Origin of the sequence: Bradyrhizobium cosmicum (genome assembly GCF_032290525.1) — a bacterium.
Taxonomy (GTDB): domain Bacteria; phylum Pseudomonadota; class Alphaproteobacteria; order Rhizobiales; family Xanthobacteraceae; genus Bradyrhizobium; species Bradyrhizobium cosmicum_A.
The window spans coordinates 114,623-132,304 of the sequence record NZ_JASXTA010000008.1 but is presented as its reverse complement, the minus strand read 5'-3'; the positions used below and the strand labels follow the sequence as shown (position 1 = coordinate 132,304).

At 65.2% G+C, this 17,682-nt stretch carries 15 protein-coding genes and 2 pseudogenes; 8 read left to right on the top strand and 9 right to left on the bottom strand.

All coding sequences use genetic code 11. The annotated features are described in order from the left end of the window. Positions 1-49 precede the first annotated feature (49 nt). Positions 50-1,051, top strand: a pseudogene (locus QSV46_RS16710) (family 16 glycosylhydrolase). A 65-nt stretch (positions 1,052-1,116) separates the two neighbouring features. Here the strand turns inward: QSV46_RS16710 and QSV46_RS16705 are convergent. The 7 genes and pseudogenes from QSV46_RS16705 to QSV46_RS16675 form a co-directional block, all read right to left on the bottom strand. After that, positions 1,117-1,674, bottom strand: a complete 558-nt coding sequence (locus QSV46_RS16705) for an HNH endonuclease (protein ID WP_314953001.1) — start codon at positions 1,672-1,674, stop codon at positions 1,117-1,119. A gap of 225 nt (positions 1,675-1,899) precedes the next feature. Next, positions 1,900-2,877, bottom strand: coding sequence for a peptidyl-alpha-hydroxyglycine alpha-amidating lyase family protein (locus QSV46_RS16700; protein WP_314953000.1), 978 nt, complete (start codon positions 2,875-2,877; stop codon positions 1,900-1,902). A 14-nt stretch (positions 2,878-2,891) separates the two neighbouring features. Then, positions 2,892-4,560: pseudogene (locus QSV46_RS16695) on the bottom strand (flavin-containing monooxygenase). A 76-nt stretch (positions 4,561-4,636) separates the two neighbouring features. Continuing rightward, positions 4,637-5,722: a DUF2855 family protein gene (locus QSV46_RS16690; protein ID WP_314952999.1), complete on the bottom strand. Its 1,086-nt coding sequence runs from the start codon at positions 5,720-5,722 to the stop codon at positions 4,637-4,639. Between the two features lie 76 nt (positions 5,723-5,798). Next, positions 5,799-7,337 (bottom strand): acyl-CoA synthetase, encoded by a 1,539-nt coding sequence (locus QSV46_RS16685; RefSeq protein ID WP_314952998.1) that lies wholly within the window; start codon positions 7,335-7,337, stop codon positions 5,799-5,801. Between the two features lie 24 nt (positions 7,338-7,361). Further along, positions 7,362-8,546: an ABC transporter substrate-binding protein gene (locus QSV46_RS16680; RefSeq protein ID WP_314952997.1), complete on the bottom strand. Its 1,185-nt coding sequence runs from the start codon at positions 8,544-8,546 to the stop codon at positions 7,362-7,364. A 50-nt stretch (positions 8,547-8,596) separates the two neighbouring features. Then, entirely contained in the window at positions 8,597-9,571 is a 975-nt protein-coding gene (locus QSV46_RS16675) for a nitronate monooxygenase family protein (protein ID WP_314952996.1), read from the bottom strand. Positions 9,572-9,752: 181 nt separating this feature from the next. On the opposite strand from QSV46_RS16675, the gene QSV46_RS16670 reads away from it, so the two are divergent. Continuing rightward, a complete protein-coding gene (locus QSV46_RS16670; RefSeq protein ID WP_314952995.1) occupies positions 9,753-10,640 on the top strand; it encodes a LysR family transcriptional regulator in 888 nt (295 codons plus the stop codon). On the opposite strand, the gene QSV46_RS16665 is transcribed toward QSV46_RS16670, so the two are convergent. Continuing rightward, a complete protein-coding gene (locus tag QSV46_RS16665) occupies positions 10,637-11,290 on the bottom strand; it encodes a DNA-3-methyladenine glycosylase 2 family protein (RefSeq protein ID WP_314952994.1) in 654 nt (217 codons plus the stop codon). The genes QSV46_RS16670 and QSV46_RS16665 overlap by 4 nt on opposite strands. 225 nt (positions 11,291-11,515) lie before the next feature. Between QSV46_RS16665 and gluQRS the strand changes: the two genes are divergently transcribed. Further along, positions 11,516-12,388, top strand: a complete 873-nt coding sequence (gene gluQRS / locus QSV46_RS16660; protein WP_314952993.1) for a tRNA glutamyl-Q(34) synthetase GluQRS — start codon at positions 11,516-11,518, stop codon at positions 12,386-12,388. Positions 12,389-12,492: 104 nt separating this feature from the next. Beyond that, positions 12,493-13,764 carry an ATP-binding protein gene (locus QSV46_RS16655; RefSeq protein ID WP_314952992.1) on the top strand — a complete coding sequence of 424 codons (1,272 nt, stop codon included), beginning with the start codon at positions 12,493-12,495 and terminating at the stop codon, positions 13,762-13,764. Here QSV46_RS16655 and QSV46_RS16650 read toward each other — a convergent pair. Next, on the bottom strand, positions 13,691-14,584 hold the full coding sequence (locus tag QSV46_RS16650) for a YihY/virulence factor BrkB family protein (protein WP_314952991.1): 894 nt from the start codon (positions 14,582-14,584) through the stop codon (positions 13,691-13,693). The two genes, QSV46_RS16655 and QSV46_RS16650, sit on opposite strands and share 74 nt — an antisense overlap. A 302-nt stretch (positions 14,585-14,886) precedes the next feature. On the opposite strand from QSV46_RS16650, the gene QSV46_RS16645 reads away from it, so the two are divergent. From QSV46_RS16645 to QSV46_RS16630, 4 genes are all read left to right on the top strand, one after another. After that, a complete protein-coding gene (locus QSV46_RS16645; protein ID WP_314952990.1) occupies positions 14,887-15,081 on the top strand; it encodes a twin transmembrane helix small protein in 195 nt (64 codons plus the stop codon). A gap of 2 nt (positions 15,082-15,083) precedes the next feature. Beyond that, complete coding sequence (locus QSV46_RS16640; protein ID WP_314952989.1) at positions 15,084-15,668, top strand: cob(I)yrinic acid a,c-diamide adenosyltransferase; 585 nt, start codon at positions 15,084-15,086, stop codon at positions 15,666-15,668. Positions 15,669-15,807: 139 nt separating this feature from the next. Further along, on the top strand, positions 15,808-16,557 hold the full coding sequence (locus QSV46_RS16635) for an electron transfer flavoprotein subunit beta/FixA family protein (RefSeq protein ID WP_314952988.1): 750 nt from the start codon (positions 15,808-15,810) through the stop codon (positions 16,555-16,557). Next, positions 16,557-17,501 carry an electron transfer flavoprotein subunit alpha/FixB family protein gene (locus tag QSV46_RS16630; RefSeq protein WP_314952987.1) on the top strand — a complete coding sequence of 315 codons (945 nt, stop codon included), beginning with the start codon at positions 16,557-16,559 and terminating at the stop codon, positions 17,499-17,501. Before QSV46_RS16635 ends, QSV46_RS16630 begins: the two co-directional genes overlap by 1 nt. Positions 17,502-17,682 lie beyond the last annotated feature (181 nt).

The following is a 17,682-nucleotide window of genomic DNA, read 5'->3' as shown; positions in this document are numbered from 1 at the left end:
AAACGCGGAGGCGTTAACCTTTGTGTCCTGGCATCTTCGATGTGCGACGATGATCGACCGTTGGACGATAAGCGCTCTGGTTGCGATCGGTCTGTCTGCGATGCCTGCGCCGGGCACCGCGCAGGACGATCTCGATGGCGCGCCCGGCACGATGTCGCTGCAAGTCACCAGCGATCCCTCCATGATCGCGTGCCGCAAGCTGGAGGCGATCAATCCCGCTTCGCTCGAGTTCCTGCCGCTGCGCCGGACTTTCAACGAGGATTTCGACCAGCATCCGCTGTCGAGCGGGCGCTGGGTGCCGCATTACGCCGGCGGCGCGGCGTGGCCGGAGGCGCGCTATTGGGGCGGCGACGGTTCCGACTTCAAGCGCAAGACCAGCGCCAATGGCGAGCAGCAGATCTATGTCGATCCGCGCTACGCGGGGCGCGCGGGGACGCCGCTCGGGCTCGATCCCTTCAAGGTCAAGGATGGCGTGCTGTCGATCGTCGCCAGCCGCACGCCGCCGGAATTGAAGTCGGTGCTGTTCAACAACGAGTACATCTCGGGAATCCTGACCACGCAGGGCACGTTCGCGCAGAAGCACGGCTATTTCGAAATCCGCGCCAAGGTGCCGGTCGGCCATGCGGTGTGGCCGGCGTTCTGGATGCTGGCGGATGACGGCGGCTGGCCGCCGGAGTTCGACGTGCTGGAAGGCCGCGGCGAGCGGCCGGGCGATCTCGTCATGACGACGCATTGGCGGATTCCGTCGACCCAGAAGATCTAGTCCTGCGGCTTCGACTTCGCGATCGGCGATGCCTCGAGCGCGTTCCACAATTACGGTGTGCTGTGGGAGGAAGACCGGCTGGTCTATTTCATCGACCGCAAACCGGTCTCCGACATCAAGGTGCCGATCGGCTTCGACGATCCCATGTATATGATCGTCAATCTCGCGATCGGATCGAAATTTTTTCTCGGTGTCGGCCCAGTCGATGCGGAATCGCCTCCGAGCGTCGCATTAGAGATCGACCGGATTTCCGCCTATCAGATCGATATGAAGCAGGCGCAGCGATAGGGATGCCAGCCGGTGTCTCGCGGCCGGCGGGCAATGCGATCGGGGTCTGACGCTTGACGCCAACCCTACGGATCCAGTTCCGTATCCCAATAGAGATAATCCAGCCAGCTGTCGTGCAGGTAGTTCGGCGGGAACAGGCGGCCGTTGCGGTGGAGCTGGTGCACGGTTGGGGCGAAGGCGTGCTGGCGCGGAAACATTCTTGCTTGCGCCGGCGTGAGATTGCCTTTGCGCAAATTGCAGGGCGAGCATGCCGCGACCACGTTCTCCCAGGTGGTCTGGCCGCCCTTGCTGCGGGGGATGATGTGATCGAAGGTGAGGTCTTCGGGCGAGCCGCAATATTGGCAGTTGAAGCGGTCGCGCAGGAACACGTTGAATCGCGTGAACGCGGGATGGGTCGTCGGCTTGACGAAGGATTTGAGCGAGACCACGCTCGGCAGCTGCATCTGCAGCGTGGGGCTGTGAACCGCCTGATCGTAATGCGCGACGATGTTGACACGGTCGAGGAACACCGCCTTGATCGCGTCCTGCCACGACCACAGAGACAGTGGGTAGTAACTCAGCGGCCGGAAGTCCGCGTTCAGGACCAGCACCGGCCAACTGCCTTGCGAGACATGTGCGTTCAAGTAACGCTCCTGGCCTCCAAATGTACGCTGCGAAGCAGCATGTACCGACATACTACATGCAGCGTGACGGGATTGTGAAGCCCGTCGAGCGACTTATTCAGGCGCAAGCAATACGGCGGCGGGGTGGCAAGAGCGCCCAAAAACGCCGCGATCCTGGGCGCGAGGACGACGCCCGGGGGGGCGGCGGGATCGCCCCGACAGCGCATCGCGGCCCCGCACGCCCAACTACGCCCGCACCCGTTCCAGCTTCTGCAAGCACCGCGTCGCGCGGACGACGGCCGGCATCTCCTCGTCCGGGAAGCTCGTGGTCCAGTTGGTGACCCCGACCTCGCCGACATAGATGTCGCCCTTCGAGTCCAGCGCGAGGCCGTGCGGCGCCAGAAACTTTCCGCTGGCAACGCCCGGCCCTGCCTCGCCGCCGAGCCGCGCGATGCGTTTGCCTTGCGCATCGACGATCGACAGCCGGGGGCCGAGATTGGGCACGTTGCGGTTGATGTCGAGACCGGGACCGAGCTCGCCGATGACGAAGGTCGGACTCTTGGCCCCGCCACAGCAGCACAGCGCGCAGGGGCGGTGCAGGTTGTTCCACTGCGTCTCATATTTGCCCTCGCCGTTGAACACCTGCACGCGGTGGTTCTCGCGGTCGGCGACATAGACCCAGCCGTCGGCGTCGGTGGCGATGTTGTGCACGATGTTGAACTGGCCGGGATCGGTGCCCGGCTCGCCCCAGCTCTTCATCAGCTTGCCGTCGGGCGTGTATTTGTGCACGCGCGCATTGCCATAGCCGTCGGAGACGTAGATCTCGCCCTTCGGCGACAGCGCGGTGTGGGTACAGCGGTGGAAGGGCTCGCCACTCATGAACGGCGCCGGCTTTGCGGGGATGCCGATCGTGAGCAGCACCTTGCCGTCGGTCGTGCATTTGCGCACGGTGTGGTCGCCGTCATCGGTGCAGTAGAGATTGTCGTCGGCGTCGATGTGCAGTCCGTGCGCACGCGAGAACAGGCCTTCGCCCCAGCTCCGGACGAAATTGCCCTCGCTGTCCAGCACCACCATCGGATGTTCGCCGCGGTTGAAGACATAGACGCGGTCCTTGCTGTCGACCGCGACCGAGGCAACGTCGGTCAGCTGCCAGCCGTCCGGCAGTTTCGCGAAGTTTTCGACGACGCGGTAGCGGTGCTCGCCGGTGCCGAGAATGGCTGGCATTGGTATCTCTCCTGTCATTCCGGGGCGCGCCCCAAAATCCCTTCCTCGATCGCCTTGATCTGGAGCGCGAGATATTTCGAGTTGATGCGGCACTGTGCAAGGCTGCCGGCGATGAACCAAAGGCCGGGCTGCCTGGTGCGCGCATACATGTTGCGCAGCTCAAAGCCTTCGCCAAAGCCCCAGATCGGGCCGACGCGGTCGGCGACGCTGTCGCCGAACAGTTTTCGTACCAGATAGCCTTGCGGCTTGTAGCCGGTCGCGAGCACGATGAGATCGGCGCGCATGGTCGCGCCGTCCTTCATCCGCGCGCCTTCGGCCGTGAAGCCTTCGATGTCCGAGAACTGCCTGAGCGTGATCGCGCCCTCGACGATCAGGTTGGAGCAGCCGACGTTGAAATAATAGCCGCCGCCGCGGGTGAGGTACTTGAACTGCCAGCCGGTGCCGGCCTCGCCGAAGTCGAGCTTGAAGCCGACTTTGCGGAGGCCGTCGAGCAGCTCCCTGTCGAGCTCCTTCGACTGTTCCGTCAGCATCACATGCGTCTTCTTTGCGAGCGGCGTCGGCATCGAGGCCGCGATCAGGTCGTTGTCCTCGAGCGTGCCCTCGTTGTAGATCGCATAGGCAAGCTGCGCCGACGGCTCGATATTGGTGACCAGCGTGGGCGAGCGCTGCACCAGCGTCACCTCGGCGCCGCTGGAGTGGAGGTCCTGGGCGATGTCGTGGCCGCTGTTGCCGGTGCCGATGACGATGGCGCGCTTGCCTTTCCAGTTCTCGCCGTCCTCGTAGCGGCTGGAATGCAGCAACGTGCCTCCGAAATTGTCGAGGGTCGGAATGTCGGGGATATTCGCGATGCCGCTGACGCCGGTCGCCATGATCACGTGGCGCGGATACATGGTCCGCCTGCTGCCGTCGGCGCGCCGCAGTGTGACGGTCCAGTGTCCGTTCGCCTCGTCGCGGGTGCCGCCCTCGAACTCGGTGCCGGTCCAGAAGTTCAGCTCCATGGCGTCGACATACGCCTCGAACCAGTTGGCGAGCTTGTCCTTGGGGATATAGGTCGGCCAGCTCGGCGGGAACGGCATGTAGGGCATATGATTGACCTGCACCTGGTTGTGCAGGGTGAGCGCATGATACCGCTTGCGCCAATTGTCGCCGATCCGCATCCCGCGATCGACGATCAGCGTATCGGTGTTCAACTGCCTCAGCCGCGCCGCGATCGCGAGCCCGGCCTGGCCGCCGCCGACCACCAGCACGGCCGGATCGCGGCCGGAATAGTCGCGCGAGGCGTTGCGCAGGTCGAGCCAATTCGGTCCGCGAAAATCGCGCGAGTAGGCCTGGCCGCGCGGCCGCGACGCGCCGAGCTGTTCCTCGAAGCCTTTGAGCTCGTCCAGTGCGGTGAACAGCGTCCACGCCTTCAGCCGGTCGCCGTCGGCGCGGTTCCGCGCGGTTCGGCGCGATTTTGAAGTTCGTCGGCGCTGCTTTGGGCGCGCGCGTCGTGAGCTGTTCCGCGATCGTATCTCGCCCGGCAAGCGTTTGCAGGTTCCAGCTCAGCGCCAGCGCATCGCGCCAAAAGCTGTCGGTGGGGAACAGGCGGCCCAGCGCAGCTGGATCAGGCTTGCCAATCGTTCGCTCGAACTCGTCGAGCCAGACTTGCGCGGAGACGGTAACATCCTTCGTCCGATCCAGCATGTGCGACCTCGTGGCCGTCTTCGCGGCGTTCCCCGAGATCGAAGGCTATACTGGATCAGGCTGTGCCAAAAGCGCTTTACCCGAGCAGCGAGAGCATCTGGCCCTGCTCCGGCGGAATGCGGCCCTTAAGCGTGTCGAGATAGATCTGCCGGACGGCTTCGGGGCCGCGGCTCTCGACCACAGTCAGGCATTTCTCCAGCAGCGGTGCGAGGCCGGACCATGCCGCACCAAAACGCTGCTCGATGCCGCCCGGCCCCCATTCCTTGGCCCGCTTGCGGATCTGGTCGGGCGCGAAGAACCAGCGCCGCTTTGCGCCCGGCAGGGCGCCTTCGTCGGCCACGGTGGCGCGATGCGTCAAACCGACCCGCACCGAGCATTTCATCTGGTCGCCGAAGTGTTGGTGCAGTCCGGCGCGGAGCGCGCTGTTGCCGGCCATGTCGACGAAAGCGACCGGCGTGTCAGACGGCAACGACTCGATGCGGTCATAGGTGACGACCTCGTCATAGCAGCCAAGCGACGAGACAAAGCCGGTATTGTCCGCAGAGGTCAGCCCGATCACCTTGCGGCCGCGCGTATGCAGGAGGTGGGCGAGCCCGAACGCGGTCTTGCTCGAGGCACTCGACAGCAGCACGGCGCGTGCGCCGAAATCGTCGTGCTCGACGAGGAAGTCGTCGACCAGGAACGACAACATGAACAGCGGCCGCAGCAGCGCCTGGTAGTCGCCCTGCCGTCCGGCATAGGCGGGATCACCACTGACGCGCGCATAGGCGTTGTAGACCGGTGCGACACCCTGCCGGTGCGCGGCGCCATCGCGCAGGCCGCGCTTGCCGACGTCGGTGGCTTCGATGACGAGATGCGTCGCCATCGGAAAATAGCCGAACAGCCGCTCGCCGACGGCGACATTGGGATGCTTCGAGGCGATCACCTCGCCAAATCCCCACACCGGAATGTTGCCGAAACCGGTCGGTGCCGGAAACAACTGCCAGTATTTCAGCTCGTCGCCGAGCACGGCATAGGTGATGTTGTTGGCGGTCAACGCAAAGCGATCGACCTTCACCAGCAGCGCATCCTGTGGCAACGCATCCGCGGCCGGAATCTCCGTCGCAATCGTCTTGCAATCTTCAAAATCGTCTCGCGCAACGATGAAGTCGATGGCTGCCATGATGTCGATCCCGGCCTTTGTCCGCGCCGGCATCTCAATCGGTCATGGGCACGGCGTTTGCAACCGCAACATAGTTTTAAACGCTGTTCGTTCGCGCCCCGCCAGTCTGGCTCGCCCAATAGGGCTCGCGCAGCTTGCGCTTGAAGATCTTTCCGGTGGCTTCGCGCGGCAGCGCATCGCGGAATTCGATGTCCTTCGGCACCTTGAAATTGGCCAGTCGCTCGCGCAGGAACGATTGAACGGCAGCGGCCGAAATCCCGGAATCCGGTTCAGGCTCGACGAAGGCGCACAGCCGCTCGCCGAATTCCGCGTCTGGAATACCGAACACGGCGCAATCGCGCACGTCGGGCATCGTGATCAGCGCGTTCTCGATCTCGGCGGGATAGATGTTGACGCCGCCCGATATCACCATGTCGCGCTTGCGGTCGCACAGGAACAGATAGCCGTCCGCGTCGAGATAGCCGACGTCGCCGACGCTGACGAGGCCGTCGCGCCCCGCCTCGGCTCTCGCTTCTGCCTTGCCGTGATAGTCGAAATCAGGCACCGCCGTCTGGCGCATGTAGATTTCGCCGACCTCGTTGGCAGCGCAGAGGCTGCCATCGTCGCGGAAGATCTTGACGATGCCACCTTCGATGGCGCGGCCGACCGTGCCCGGCTTCTTCAGCGCCTCCCCGGCCGAGTGCCACACCGGAATGCCGGTCTCGGTCGAGCCGAAATATTCGTTGATGACCGGCCCCCACCAGTCGATCATGGCGCGCTTGACCTCGGGCGGGCAGGGCGCGGCGCCGTGCACGACGAATCGCAGCGACGAGAGATCGTAACGTTGCCTGACCGTATCGGGCAGCCGCAGCAGCCGGACGAACATGGTCGGCACCATGTGGATGTGCGTGACACGGTGGCGCTCGATCAGCGCAAGCAGCTCCTCCGCGTCGAACCGCGCCTGGAGGACGATGGTGCAACCGCTGCGGAACGCCAGCATGCCGTAGGAATGCGGCGCGGAGTGATACATCGGGCCGTTGATCAGCACGACCTGGTCTTCGCGCGGCTTGATGCCATAGGCGATCGCACCGACGCGCTCGGAGGCGGCCGCCTGTTCGGGCTGCATCGGCATCCGCCGCACGCCCTTCGGCATGCCCGTGGTCCCCGAGGTATAGATCATCGCGGCGGCACGGCGCGGCGGTTCCGGCATTTCCGGATGGCCGTCGCGCCAGTTGTCCCAATCGGTCAGTCCCGCCGGAACCTCGGTCAGGTCAGAGACAATCGCGAAGGTCCTCGCGAGTTCGGGCGGTGTTGCGACGACGAGAAGGCGGACGTCCGCCGGCAGGCCGGAGCGGATCTGCGGCAGCAGATCGGCATGGCAGACCAGGACCTTGGCGCCGCTGTCGGTGAGGATGTAGCTGACTTCCTCGGCCTTGAGATGCCAGTTGATCGGCACCACCGGACTGCCGAGCGCGGCAGAAGCGGCAACCACCTCGAACAGCGTAAAATCGTTGCGCAGCATCATGGCCACCGGAGCGCCCTCCGGGGGGCCCAGGGCGCGAAGTCCGCTCGCGGCCCGCCTGATGCGGGCCCGGATCTCGTCATAGCCGATCCGGCGTTCGCCGCTGATGATCATGGTGTGTCCCTAACCTGTGCGAGCCTAGCGATCGTCCAGCACGTCGCCGAAACCGACCCAGCTCTTGCCGTTGAAGCGCCGGAGTTGAAGCTGCTGGAACGGCAGATAGTCGTCGGGGCCGGTCGTGACAGCCATGCCCGGCAGCAGCAGCGGCAGCTTCACCTCTTTCAGCGAGGCCGCCTGGCGCATGATGTTGTCGCGGCTGAAATCGTCCTTGCACGCTTTGAGCACCGTCATCAGCAGCGTCGCATAGTGATAGCCGGTTGCGTAGTTCGAGTTGGAGAGATCCGCATTCGGCATGTACTGCTTCATGAACGCGAAATACTCCTTCACGCTGGGATCGCCGGCCCATTGCGGATCCATCGTGTCCTTCTGGTTGCTCGACGAGATCAGTCCGACCGCGTTGTCGAGCCCTGCAGGCTCCAGGAACGAGATCGACGAGGCGGAGGTCGGTACGAAGAACAGCTCCGGCTTCCAGCCGATCTCGGCCACGCCCTTGACCATCTGCGAGGTGAACTTGCCGAGCACGACGCCGAACAGAACATCGGCGCCGGACGCCTTCAGGGTCGAGAGCTGCGAGCTGATCGTCGGCGCGCTGGTCTCGTAGGTCGCCTCCGCGACGATCATGCTCGCGGCCTTCTCACCGAGCGTGCGCTTGAAGCCCGCGACATAGTCGCGGCCGAAATCGTCGTTCTGGGACAGGATCGCGATCCTGGCGTTCGGCTTGGTCCGCAGGACGTGCTTGGCATAGACCACGCCTTCGGACTCGTAGGCGGCCATGCCAGGCATGGTCCACGGATATTTCTGCGGATCGGCCCATTTCGTCGCGCCGGAGAGCACGAACAGCTGCGGCACCTTCTTGCCGTTGAGATAGCGTTGCACGGCGCTATTGGTGGCGGTGCCGAGCGAGCCGAACATCATCAGCACCTCGTCCTGCTCCACCAGCTTGCGGGTCTGCTCGACCGTCTTCGGCGGCGAGTAGGCGTCGTCCAGCGTGATGAACCTGACCTTGCGGCCGTTGATGCCGCCTTCGGCATTGATCTTCTCGAAGAACGCCTCCTGGGTCCGTCCGATCGCGCCAAAGCCCGAGGCCGGACCGCTATAGGGCAGGGTCTGCCCGATGCGGATCTCGTCGATGCCTTCGGCATGACCGCTGCCCGCAGTGAGCGTCAGCAGCGATAGCCCGATCAGTGCGGCTGCCAGCTTCATGATGTCCTCCCGTTTGTCTTGTCAGTCCATTTTTTTGCCGGACCAAGCCGTCAGGCGCTGGCGCGCATCAGGAAATCCTGCCGGGCCTGATCGAATTCGCCCTTCATCCGGTCGACCAGCTCGGCGACCGGCGGCGCATCCAGGATCTGGCCGATGCCCTGGCCCGAGCCCCAGATATCGCGCCACGCCTTGGATTTCATGTTGCCGCCGGAACCGAAATTCATCTTAGTCTTGTCGGCGACCGGGAGGTTGTCCGGATCGAGCCCCGCGGCGGCGATCGAGGGCCCCAGATAGTTGCCGTGCACGCCGGTGAACAGGTTCGTGTAGACGATGTCGTGCGCGGCGTGCTGCGTCAGCGCCGACTTGTAGGCTTGGTCGGCGTTGGCTTCCTGGGTCGCGATGAAGCGAGTGCCCATATAGGCGAGGTCGGCGCCCAGCGTCAGCGCGGAGGCGATGCCGAAACCGTCGCTGATCGCGCCCGACAGCAGGATCGCGCCGTCGAACCATTGCTTGACCTCGCGCACCAGCGCGAACGGCGACAGCATGCCGGCATGTCCGCCCGCACCGGCGCAGACCAGGATCAGGCCGTCGACGCCCTGCTCGGCGGCTTTCCGGGCATGTTTGACGTTGATGACGTCGTGGAACACCAGCCCGCCATAGGAATGCGCGGCCTCGACGATCTCCGCCGGCGGCCGCAGCGAGGTGATGATGATGGGCGCCTTGTGCTTCACACAGGTCTCCATGTCCTTCATCAGCCGGTCGTTGGAGGCATGGCAGATCTGGTTGACGGCGTAGGGCGCGACCTTCTTGCCGGGATTGCGCGACTTGTATTCGCCAAGCTCGTCCTCGATGCGGCTCAGCCACTCGTCGAGCTTCTCGACCGGACGGGCATTGAGCGCGGGAAACGAGCCGACGACACCCGCCTTGCACTGGGCGATCACCAGTTCCGGTCCGGAGACAATGAAGAGCGGCGAGCCGACGGCGGGCAGCTCCAGATTGTTCTTGAGCAGGGCGGGCAGTGCCATCCGATCCTCCTGACGACGCGCATCGCCGGCCTGCCGGCCGGGGGATGAGCGCTTCCATGTCGATTGTCGCGCCGGCGGGGTGTCCGCCGCCTGCAGTTTGACCCCACTATAGGGTTGGACGGCGGGCGGTGGATCGTTCAATATTGAACATGCGGGTATTCAGCTTTGAACGGAGCCGGCGGTGGATTGGGACCTCTGCAAGACCTTCGTCGCGGTCGCCGACACCGGCAGCTTCACTGCCGCCGCGCGGCGGCTGCACGCCAGCCATCCGACCGTCAGCCGCAAGATCGCGGCGCTGGAGGCGCAGCTCGGCACAAAACTGCTGGCGCGCGCCGCGGAGGGATTCGTGCTCACCGCCGATGGACGTACGCTGCGCGAGCACGCCGAGGCGATGGCGGCCGCCGCGCTCCGTGCCGAGGCCGCGGTTGGCGCCGGCGGGCGCCAGGCCCGCGGCACGGTCAAGCTGTCGATCGGCGCGACGCTGGCCTCGCACTGGCTGATGCCGCGGCTGCCATCCTTCCTGGACGCGCATGACCACATCCGGCTCGAGATCATCACCCATCCGTTTCCGGCCAGCGTGCGGCGCCGGGAGGCCGACGTCGTGCTGCGCCCGGTCGACAGCGGCGAGGAAAACCTGGTCGGCCGCAAGATCGGTCGTCTCGGCACCGGCTTCTATGCCTCGCGCGGCTATGCCGCCGGCCATTCCTTGCCGGAACGGAGCGGCGACTGGAAGGGGCACAGCGTCATCGGCTTTGCCGATCAGGATTCGAACGCCCAGCTGGCGCGCTGGAGCGATACGATCACGCGTCAGGGCACCGTGGTGATGCGTTGCTCGTCGCAAGGCGATATGCTGGCGGCGGCTCGCGCGGGAATAGGAATCTCAGCGTTGTCCTGCTTCGTTGCGGAAAGCTATCCGGACCTGGTGCGCGTCGCGCCGCAGAAACTCGTCAGCGTTTCCGACCTCTGGCTGCTCGCCCATCCCGACCTGGTCGAACTGTCCGCGGTGCGGGCGGTGATCGACTTCGTGGCCGAAAGCGCCCGCGCCGATCGCGAACGCCTGCGGGGCTAGGCGGATCCCGCGAGCACACCCTCGCGCTTCTTCACCGCGCGGTAATAGCTCCACCACAGATGCGCCGCCGCGCCGCGCAGCGGACGCCAGGGCTCGGCGAGCGGGGCCATCTGCTTTTCCGTCGGCCGCGCCGGAAGGCCGAGGCCGATCTTGATGGCCTCCTGCACGGCGAGATCGCCGGCCGGCCAGGCATCGCCATGGCCAAGGCAAAACAGCAGGTAGACGTCCGCAGTCCACGGGCCGATGCCGGGCAGCGAGATCAGCGTGTGATGCGCAGCGTCGGCATCTTCCTCCGCAAGCACATCGAGGTTCAGCCGCTCCGCGACGATCTCGCGCGCGAGGTGCTTCAGCGTCTTGATCTTCGCGGCGGAGAGGCCGAGCCGCCCGAGCCGGTCGGTGCGGGCGCGGCGCACAGCGTCATGGTCGAACGGATCGAAAGCGGCGGACAGCCGTCCCCAGATCGCCGCGGCGCTCGCGGTCGAGAGCTGCTGCCCGCAGACGATGTGGGCCAGTCCGGTAAATCCTGGCTCGCGCCGCCGCAACGCCGGCATGCCCGCGATCTCCAGCACCGGCTTGAGGCGCGGATCGCGCTTGACCAGCGCGTGGACGGCATCTTCGAGGTCGGCCTGGGTTTCGAGGTGGATGGTCATTGCAATTCGGTCAACTCTTTCCGGTGTCATGGCCGGGCTTGACCCGGCCATCCACGTCTTTCTAGCCGTGCGTCATTATTAGCATGGCTGGCGGTGATCGCATTCTGGGCGACCTTGACACGATCGGTGCGAGGCACCGAAGAACGTGGACGGCCGGGACATAGGCGAGCGGAAGCGACGCCGTCCCTTCGGACGGCTATGCCCGGCCATGACGAGTTCCGAAGCATGTCGCCACCCGTTTTCCGATTTGCCCCCAGTCCCAACGGCCACCTGCACCTCGGCCACGCTTATTCTGCGCTGTTGAACTTCGACCGCGCGCGCGAGACCGGTGGGCGGCTGTTGCTGCGGATCGAGGATATCGATGCGACGCGCTGCCGGCCGGAGTATGAGAGCGCGATCTATGAAGACCTCGCCTGGCTCGGGATTGCCTGGGAGACGCCGGTACGGCGGCAGTCGGAGCATCTTTCCGATTATCGCGCCGCGCTCGAAAAACTCTCCGCGCTCGGCCTCGTCTATCCCGCCTTCGAGAGCCGCGCCGAGATCGCAAAGCTGGTGGCTGTGCGTGAGGCCGCCGGCCCGTGGCCGCGCGATCCCGACGGCGCGCCGCTTTATCCCGGCGACGCCAAATCGCTATCCACCAGCGAGCGGACGCGGCTGATCGAGTCCGGCGCGCCATACGCACTCCGGCTCGACATGGCGGCCGCCTGCCTCCGCGCCGCCAGCCTGAGCTGGAACGAGCAGGGAGAGGGCCCCGACGGGGAGCGCGGCATTGTCACGGCGCGACCGGAGGCCTGGGGCGATGTCATCCTGGCCCGCAAGGAGGCGCCGACCAGCTACCATCTCTCGGTGGTGGTCGACGATGCGCTTCAGGGCGTCAGCGAGATCGTGCGGGGCCAAGACCTGTTTCACGCCACCTCGGTGCACGGGCTGCTCCAGGAGCTGCTCGGCCAGCCTGCACCTGCCTACCGCCACCACGCCCTGATTCGGGACGGCGAGGGCCGGAAGCTCTCGAAATCGAGCCGCTCGACCGGCCTGCGGGAGCTGCGCGCCGCCGGCGCTACGCCCGCCAGCATTCGCCCTCTGGTGGGATTAGATTAAGTTTCTCTGGGGGTTAGCGAAAGGTCGCCGTGACTCGGGGCATCCTGCCGTGCCATGCTTGCCGATGGGCCCGGGGTTCGAAGTGGATCCTTCGAAGGGGAATTATGGCGGCGAAAACGCGCGGAGCGCGCACCACGCGGACGACCATGCGATCGCCTCGGAAGCGATCCGGGGCGGCCGTCAAGGTGCGCAAGCGCAGCACCAGGGTGGTCGAGCCGGACGTGGTCCAGGCCGCGCTCGCCGCCTTTGCCCATGAGGTCCGTACCCCCCTGACCGGCATACTCGCGATCAGTGACCTGCTGGCAACCTCGGACCTCGGCGAGCGGGAGCGGCGCTGGGCCGACACCATCAAGGCCGGTGCCGAGCATCTGGCGAGCCTTGCCACGTTGTTCGTGGACGCCGCCCGGTCCGAGAACGGCGGCAGCACGCTGCGGCAAGACCTGTTCGACCTGCGGACACTCGCCCGCAGCGCCGGCGATTCGCTCGCCGGGCGCGCCGCGGCCAAGGGCCTCCAGGCCCAGGTCGAGATCTCCGAAAAGCTGCCCGGGCTGGTGGTCGGCGATCCCGTCCGCCTGCGCGCGGCGCTCGAGAACCTGATCGACAATGCCGTCAAATTCACCGATCAGGGCGGTGTGGCGCTCGCCGTCACACCCTGCCGTCTGGCTACGAGTGGGGGTAAGGCCAAGGACAAGAATAAGGACAAGCGCAAGGTCGGCATCGCCTTCGCGGTGTCGGACAGCGGGATCGGCCTGACCATGGCTGAGATCAAGCGGCTGTTCCGTCCGTTCACCCAAGCCAACGTGACCATTGCTTCACGCTTCGGTGGTGCGGGCTTGGGGTTATCCTCGGTGAAGCAACTCGCGCGCGCCATGGGCGGCGACATCAGTGTCGCGCCGCGGCGCGGCGGCGGCGCCACCTTCACGCTGACGGTGTCGCTCGATGCGGCGGGAGCGGCCAGGTCCCGCAAGTCGGCTGACGAGGAGGCGGAGGCGGTGGCGGGGCTACGCGTGCTCAGCGTCGAGGACAATCCGTTCGGCCGCGTCGTTCTCAACACGATTTTGACCGAGCTCGGCCATCATGCCGAGTTCATCGGGCGCGGCGAGGATGCCGTGAACCGGCTTGCGCAGGGCACCTTCGATGCGGTGCTGATGGACATGGTCTTGCCCGGCATCGACGGCGTCGAGGCGATTCGGCGGATCCGCACCATGCCGGCGCCACTGGCTCAAATTCCGATCATCGGAGTTTCCGGCCGCGGCGAAGACGAGGCAGCCTCGCGCGAGGCCGGCGCCGACGCCTTCCTGGTCAAACCTGTGTCTCCGCGGGCCTTAGCGACTGCGCTGCTTGAAGCGAAACGCCGTGAGGAAGCCGCGACTTGATGATCGCGGCATTGAGCTCGCCGCCGTAAACGAAGATCGCGGCGATGAAATACAGAAACACCAGCGCGATGATAACCGAGGCGAGGCCCGCATACATCGTCACGTAGTTGTTGGCGAAGCGCGCCAGATACTGGCCGAACACGACACCCGAGATCAGCGACGCCACGATCGTGAAGACGATGCCGGGCAGGATCTGGAGGAAGCCGCGCCGTCCCGCCGGCAGCCAAGTATGCAGGATGATCAATGCCACCACCAGTGCGCCGACGGTGATGCCGTAGCGCAGCCAGGTGAGGATGCTTTCGTTGGACTCGACGAACAGCGGAATGTGGCGGCGCGCCGCCTCGATGAAGAGCGGACCGAGCACGATCAGGAATGCCATGGCGAGCGCGGTGAAGGCCGCAATCAGCGTGTAGGCGATCGACTCCAACCTCAGCCAATACCAGGGCCGCATCTCCACCACCGCATAGGCGCGGTTGAGCGCGACCCGCAGCGCCTCGACGCCGTTGGAGGCGAAGTAGACCGACAGCACCGCGCCGATGGTGAATAGGCCGGTGCGGGTCGTGGTCAGCACGTCGTGCACCTCGCCCGAGATCGAATCGGCGACCTGCTTGGGCCAGACCTGGAGCATGAGGCTGGCGGCCTGGTCGGCGAGCTCCTTGGAACCGAAAAAGCCGGCGAGCGAGGTCAGCACGATCAGGAAGGGGAACAACGCCATCAGCGTCGACAGCGCGATGTGGCTCGCGATCGCCCAGCCGTCGTCGGCGAGGAACGTGTAGAAGGCGTCCTCCACGACAACGTAAATGGTGCGGATCGCCTTCACGAGCCACCTACACGACAGCTGCCGCGCGCTCGCCCCGTTCGCGGGGAGAGGCGAAGAAGCCGGATAATCGGCACGGACCGGACATCATCTCGCTACCATCTGATATTATTGGCGGAAAAGCCAGATCGCGAAGCGCCCCTGCCGTCATTCCGGGGCGATGCGAAGCGCGAGCCCGGAATCCATCTCGCCACGCATAATGCTGCCCAATGGATTCCGGGCTCGCGCTACGCACGCCCCGGAATGGCGGCGGTGGTTGCCGCGGCACCATGGCGGAGTGCCGCCCACGATGTTATCTACCCCCGATGGGTTCTATCCTGAGTACTTTCATTCTGCCGGTCGCGGTCGGCGCCGTGGCGCTGGTGTTGCTGCTCGGTCTCGTCAACATGATGCGTGGCGGTTCGCCCAACACCTCGCAGAAGTTGATGCGCTGGCGCGTCGTGCTTCAGTTCGTGGCGATCGTGATTGCCATGCTCGCTGTCTGGGCGATGGGGCGTTAAACATGGTGGTGCTCAACCGCATCTACACGAAAACCGGTGACGACGGCACGACAGCCCTCGGAACTGGCGAACGCCGTCCGAAATACGATCTGCGCATCGGGGCCTATGGTACCATCGACGAGACCAATGCCGCGATCGGGGTGGTGCGGCTCCACACCCATGACATGCCCGAATTCGACGCGATGCTCGGCCGCATCCAGAACGATCTGTTCGATCTCGGCGCTGACCTCGCGGTGCCCGAGCGAGAAGGCAAGGAAATCAAACAGGCGGAGCGGCTGCGGGTGGTGGCGAGCCAGGTCGAGCGGCTCGAGCGCGACATCGACGCGCTTAACGACCGGCTGGCGCCGTTGACCTCCTTCGTGCTGCCCGGTGGCACGCCGGCCGCCGCCTACCTCCACGTCGCCCGCACGATTTGCCGCCGGGCGGAACGAATGATGGTGGACCTGGCAGCCCGGCCTGGCGAGACCGTTGGTAGCGCTGGCATCCAATATATGAACCGCCTGTCGGACTTCCTGTTCGTGGCCAGCCGCGCCGCCAATCATGATGGCGCCGGCGACGTGCTCTGGGTTCCGGGCCAGAATCGCTGACCCAAGATCGCGGCCAATTGAGCCGTGCATTTCCAAGGTCTAAAATTTGGCCCCTTCGCGCGTTGACCGGGCCGGATCAGGCCTTTAGGTTCCGCGCCAGTTGATTAACGCCCCTCCCAGATTGAGTGAAAGAGGATCGATGAAGGTCTTGGTGCCGGTAAAGCGGGTGGTCGATTACAACGTCAAGGTTCGCGTCAAGGGCGATGGATCGGGCGTTGAACTCGCCAACGTCAAAATGTCGATGAACCCGTTCGACGAAATCGCTGTCGAGGAAGCGCTGCGCCTGAAGGAAGCCGGCAAGGCCACCGAGGTCGTGGTGGTCTCCATTGGACCTGCGCAGGCATCGGAGACGATCCGCACCGGTCTTGCCATGGGCGCCGATCGCGGCATCCTGGTGAAGGCCGAGGGCAACGTCGAGCCGCTCGCTGTCGCCAAGATCCTGAAGAAGGTCGCGGACGAAGAGCAGCCGGGCCTGATCATCCTCGGCAAGCAGGCGATCGACGACGACAGCAATCAGACCGGCCAGATGCTGTCCGCGCTGCTCGGCTGGTCGCAGGCGACGTTCGCCTCGAAGCTCGAGGTCGAAGGAAGCGACTTCAAGGTCACCCGCGAAGTCGACGGCGGCTTGCAGACCGTGAAGCTGAAGGGACCGGCGATCGTCACCACCGATCTCCGTCTCAACGAGCCGCGCTATGCATCGCTGCCCAACATCATGAAGGCCAAGAAGAAGCCGATCGCGGACAAGACCGCCGCCGATTACGACGTCGATCTCACCGCGCGCCTCGAAGTTCTCAAGACCACGGAGCCGGCGGGCCGCACGGCCGGTGTCAAGGTCAAGGACGTCGCCGAGCTGGTGTCGAAACTCAAGAACGAAGCCGGGGTGCTCTGATGACGACGCTTCTGATTGCCGAACACGACAACGCGTCGCTGAAGGATGCGACCAACAAGGCTCTGACCGCGGCCGCCGCGCTCGGCGCGGATGTCGAGGTGCTGGTCGCCGGCGAGAACGCCAAGGCCGCGGCGGATGCCGCCGCCAAGCTCGCAGGCGTGAAGAAGGTGCTGCTCGCCGACGGCGCGCTTTATGCGCACGATCTCGCCGAGCCGCTGGCCGCGCTAATCGTCTCGCTGGCCCCGTCCTATGATGCGATCGTCGCGCCTGCGACCTCGCGCTTCAAGAACGTGATGCCGCGCATCGCCGCCCTGCTCGACGTCATGCAGGTCTCGGAGATCACCAAGGTGATCGCCCCCGACACCTATGAGCGTCCGATCTATGCCGGCAACGCCATCCAGACGGTGAAGTCGAAGGACGCCAAGAAGGTCATCACGGTCCGCACCTCGACCTTCGCCGCAGCGGGCGAAGGCGGCAGCGCGCCGGTCGAGACCGTCTCGGCTGCGGCCGATCCGGGCCTGTCGACTTTCGTCGGCGAGGAAGTCGCCAAGAGCGACCGTCCCGAGCTGACATCGGCCAAGATCATCGTCTCCGGCGGCCGCGCCATGCAGAGCCGCGAGAACTTCGCCAAATACATCGAGCCGCTCGCCGACAAGCTCGGCGCCGGCGTCGGCGCCTCGCGCGCGGCGGTGGACGCCGGCTATGCGCCGAACGACTGGCAGGTCGGACAGACCGGCAAGGTCGTCGCCCCCGAGCTCTATGTCGCGGTCGGCATTTCCGGTGCGATCCAGCATCTGGCCGGCATGAAGGACTCCAAGGTGATCGTTGCGATCAACAAGGACGAGGACGCGCCGATCTTCCAGGTCGCCGATTACGGCCTGGTCGCCGACCTCTACCAGGCGGTTCCTGAGCTGACCGAGGCTCTCGGCAAGCTCGGTAAGTAAAAACGCGGTAAAAACACCGGCCGGAGTGATACACTCCGGCCGGTGTTGCTTTTTTGCGGCGTTTTCTTTGGCGTGGGGCACGCCGGGGAAGCGATCCAATCTAGGTTTCGAGCCAAGGTTCTGATTAAATCAGGACTCCCGGCTTTGGGGATAGGCAGGGCGCGTTAAGCGCGCCGTTCCG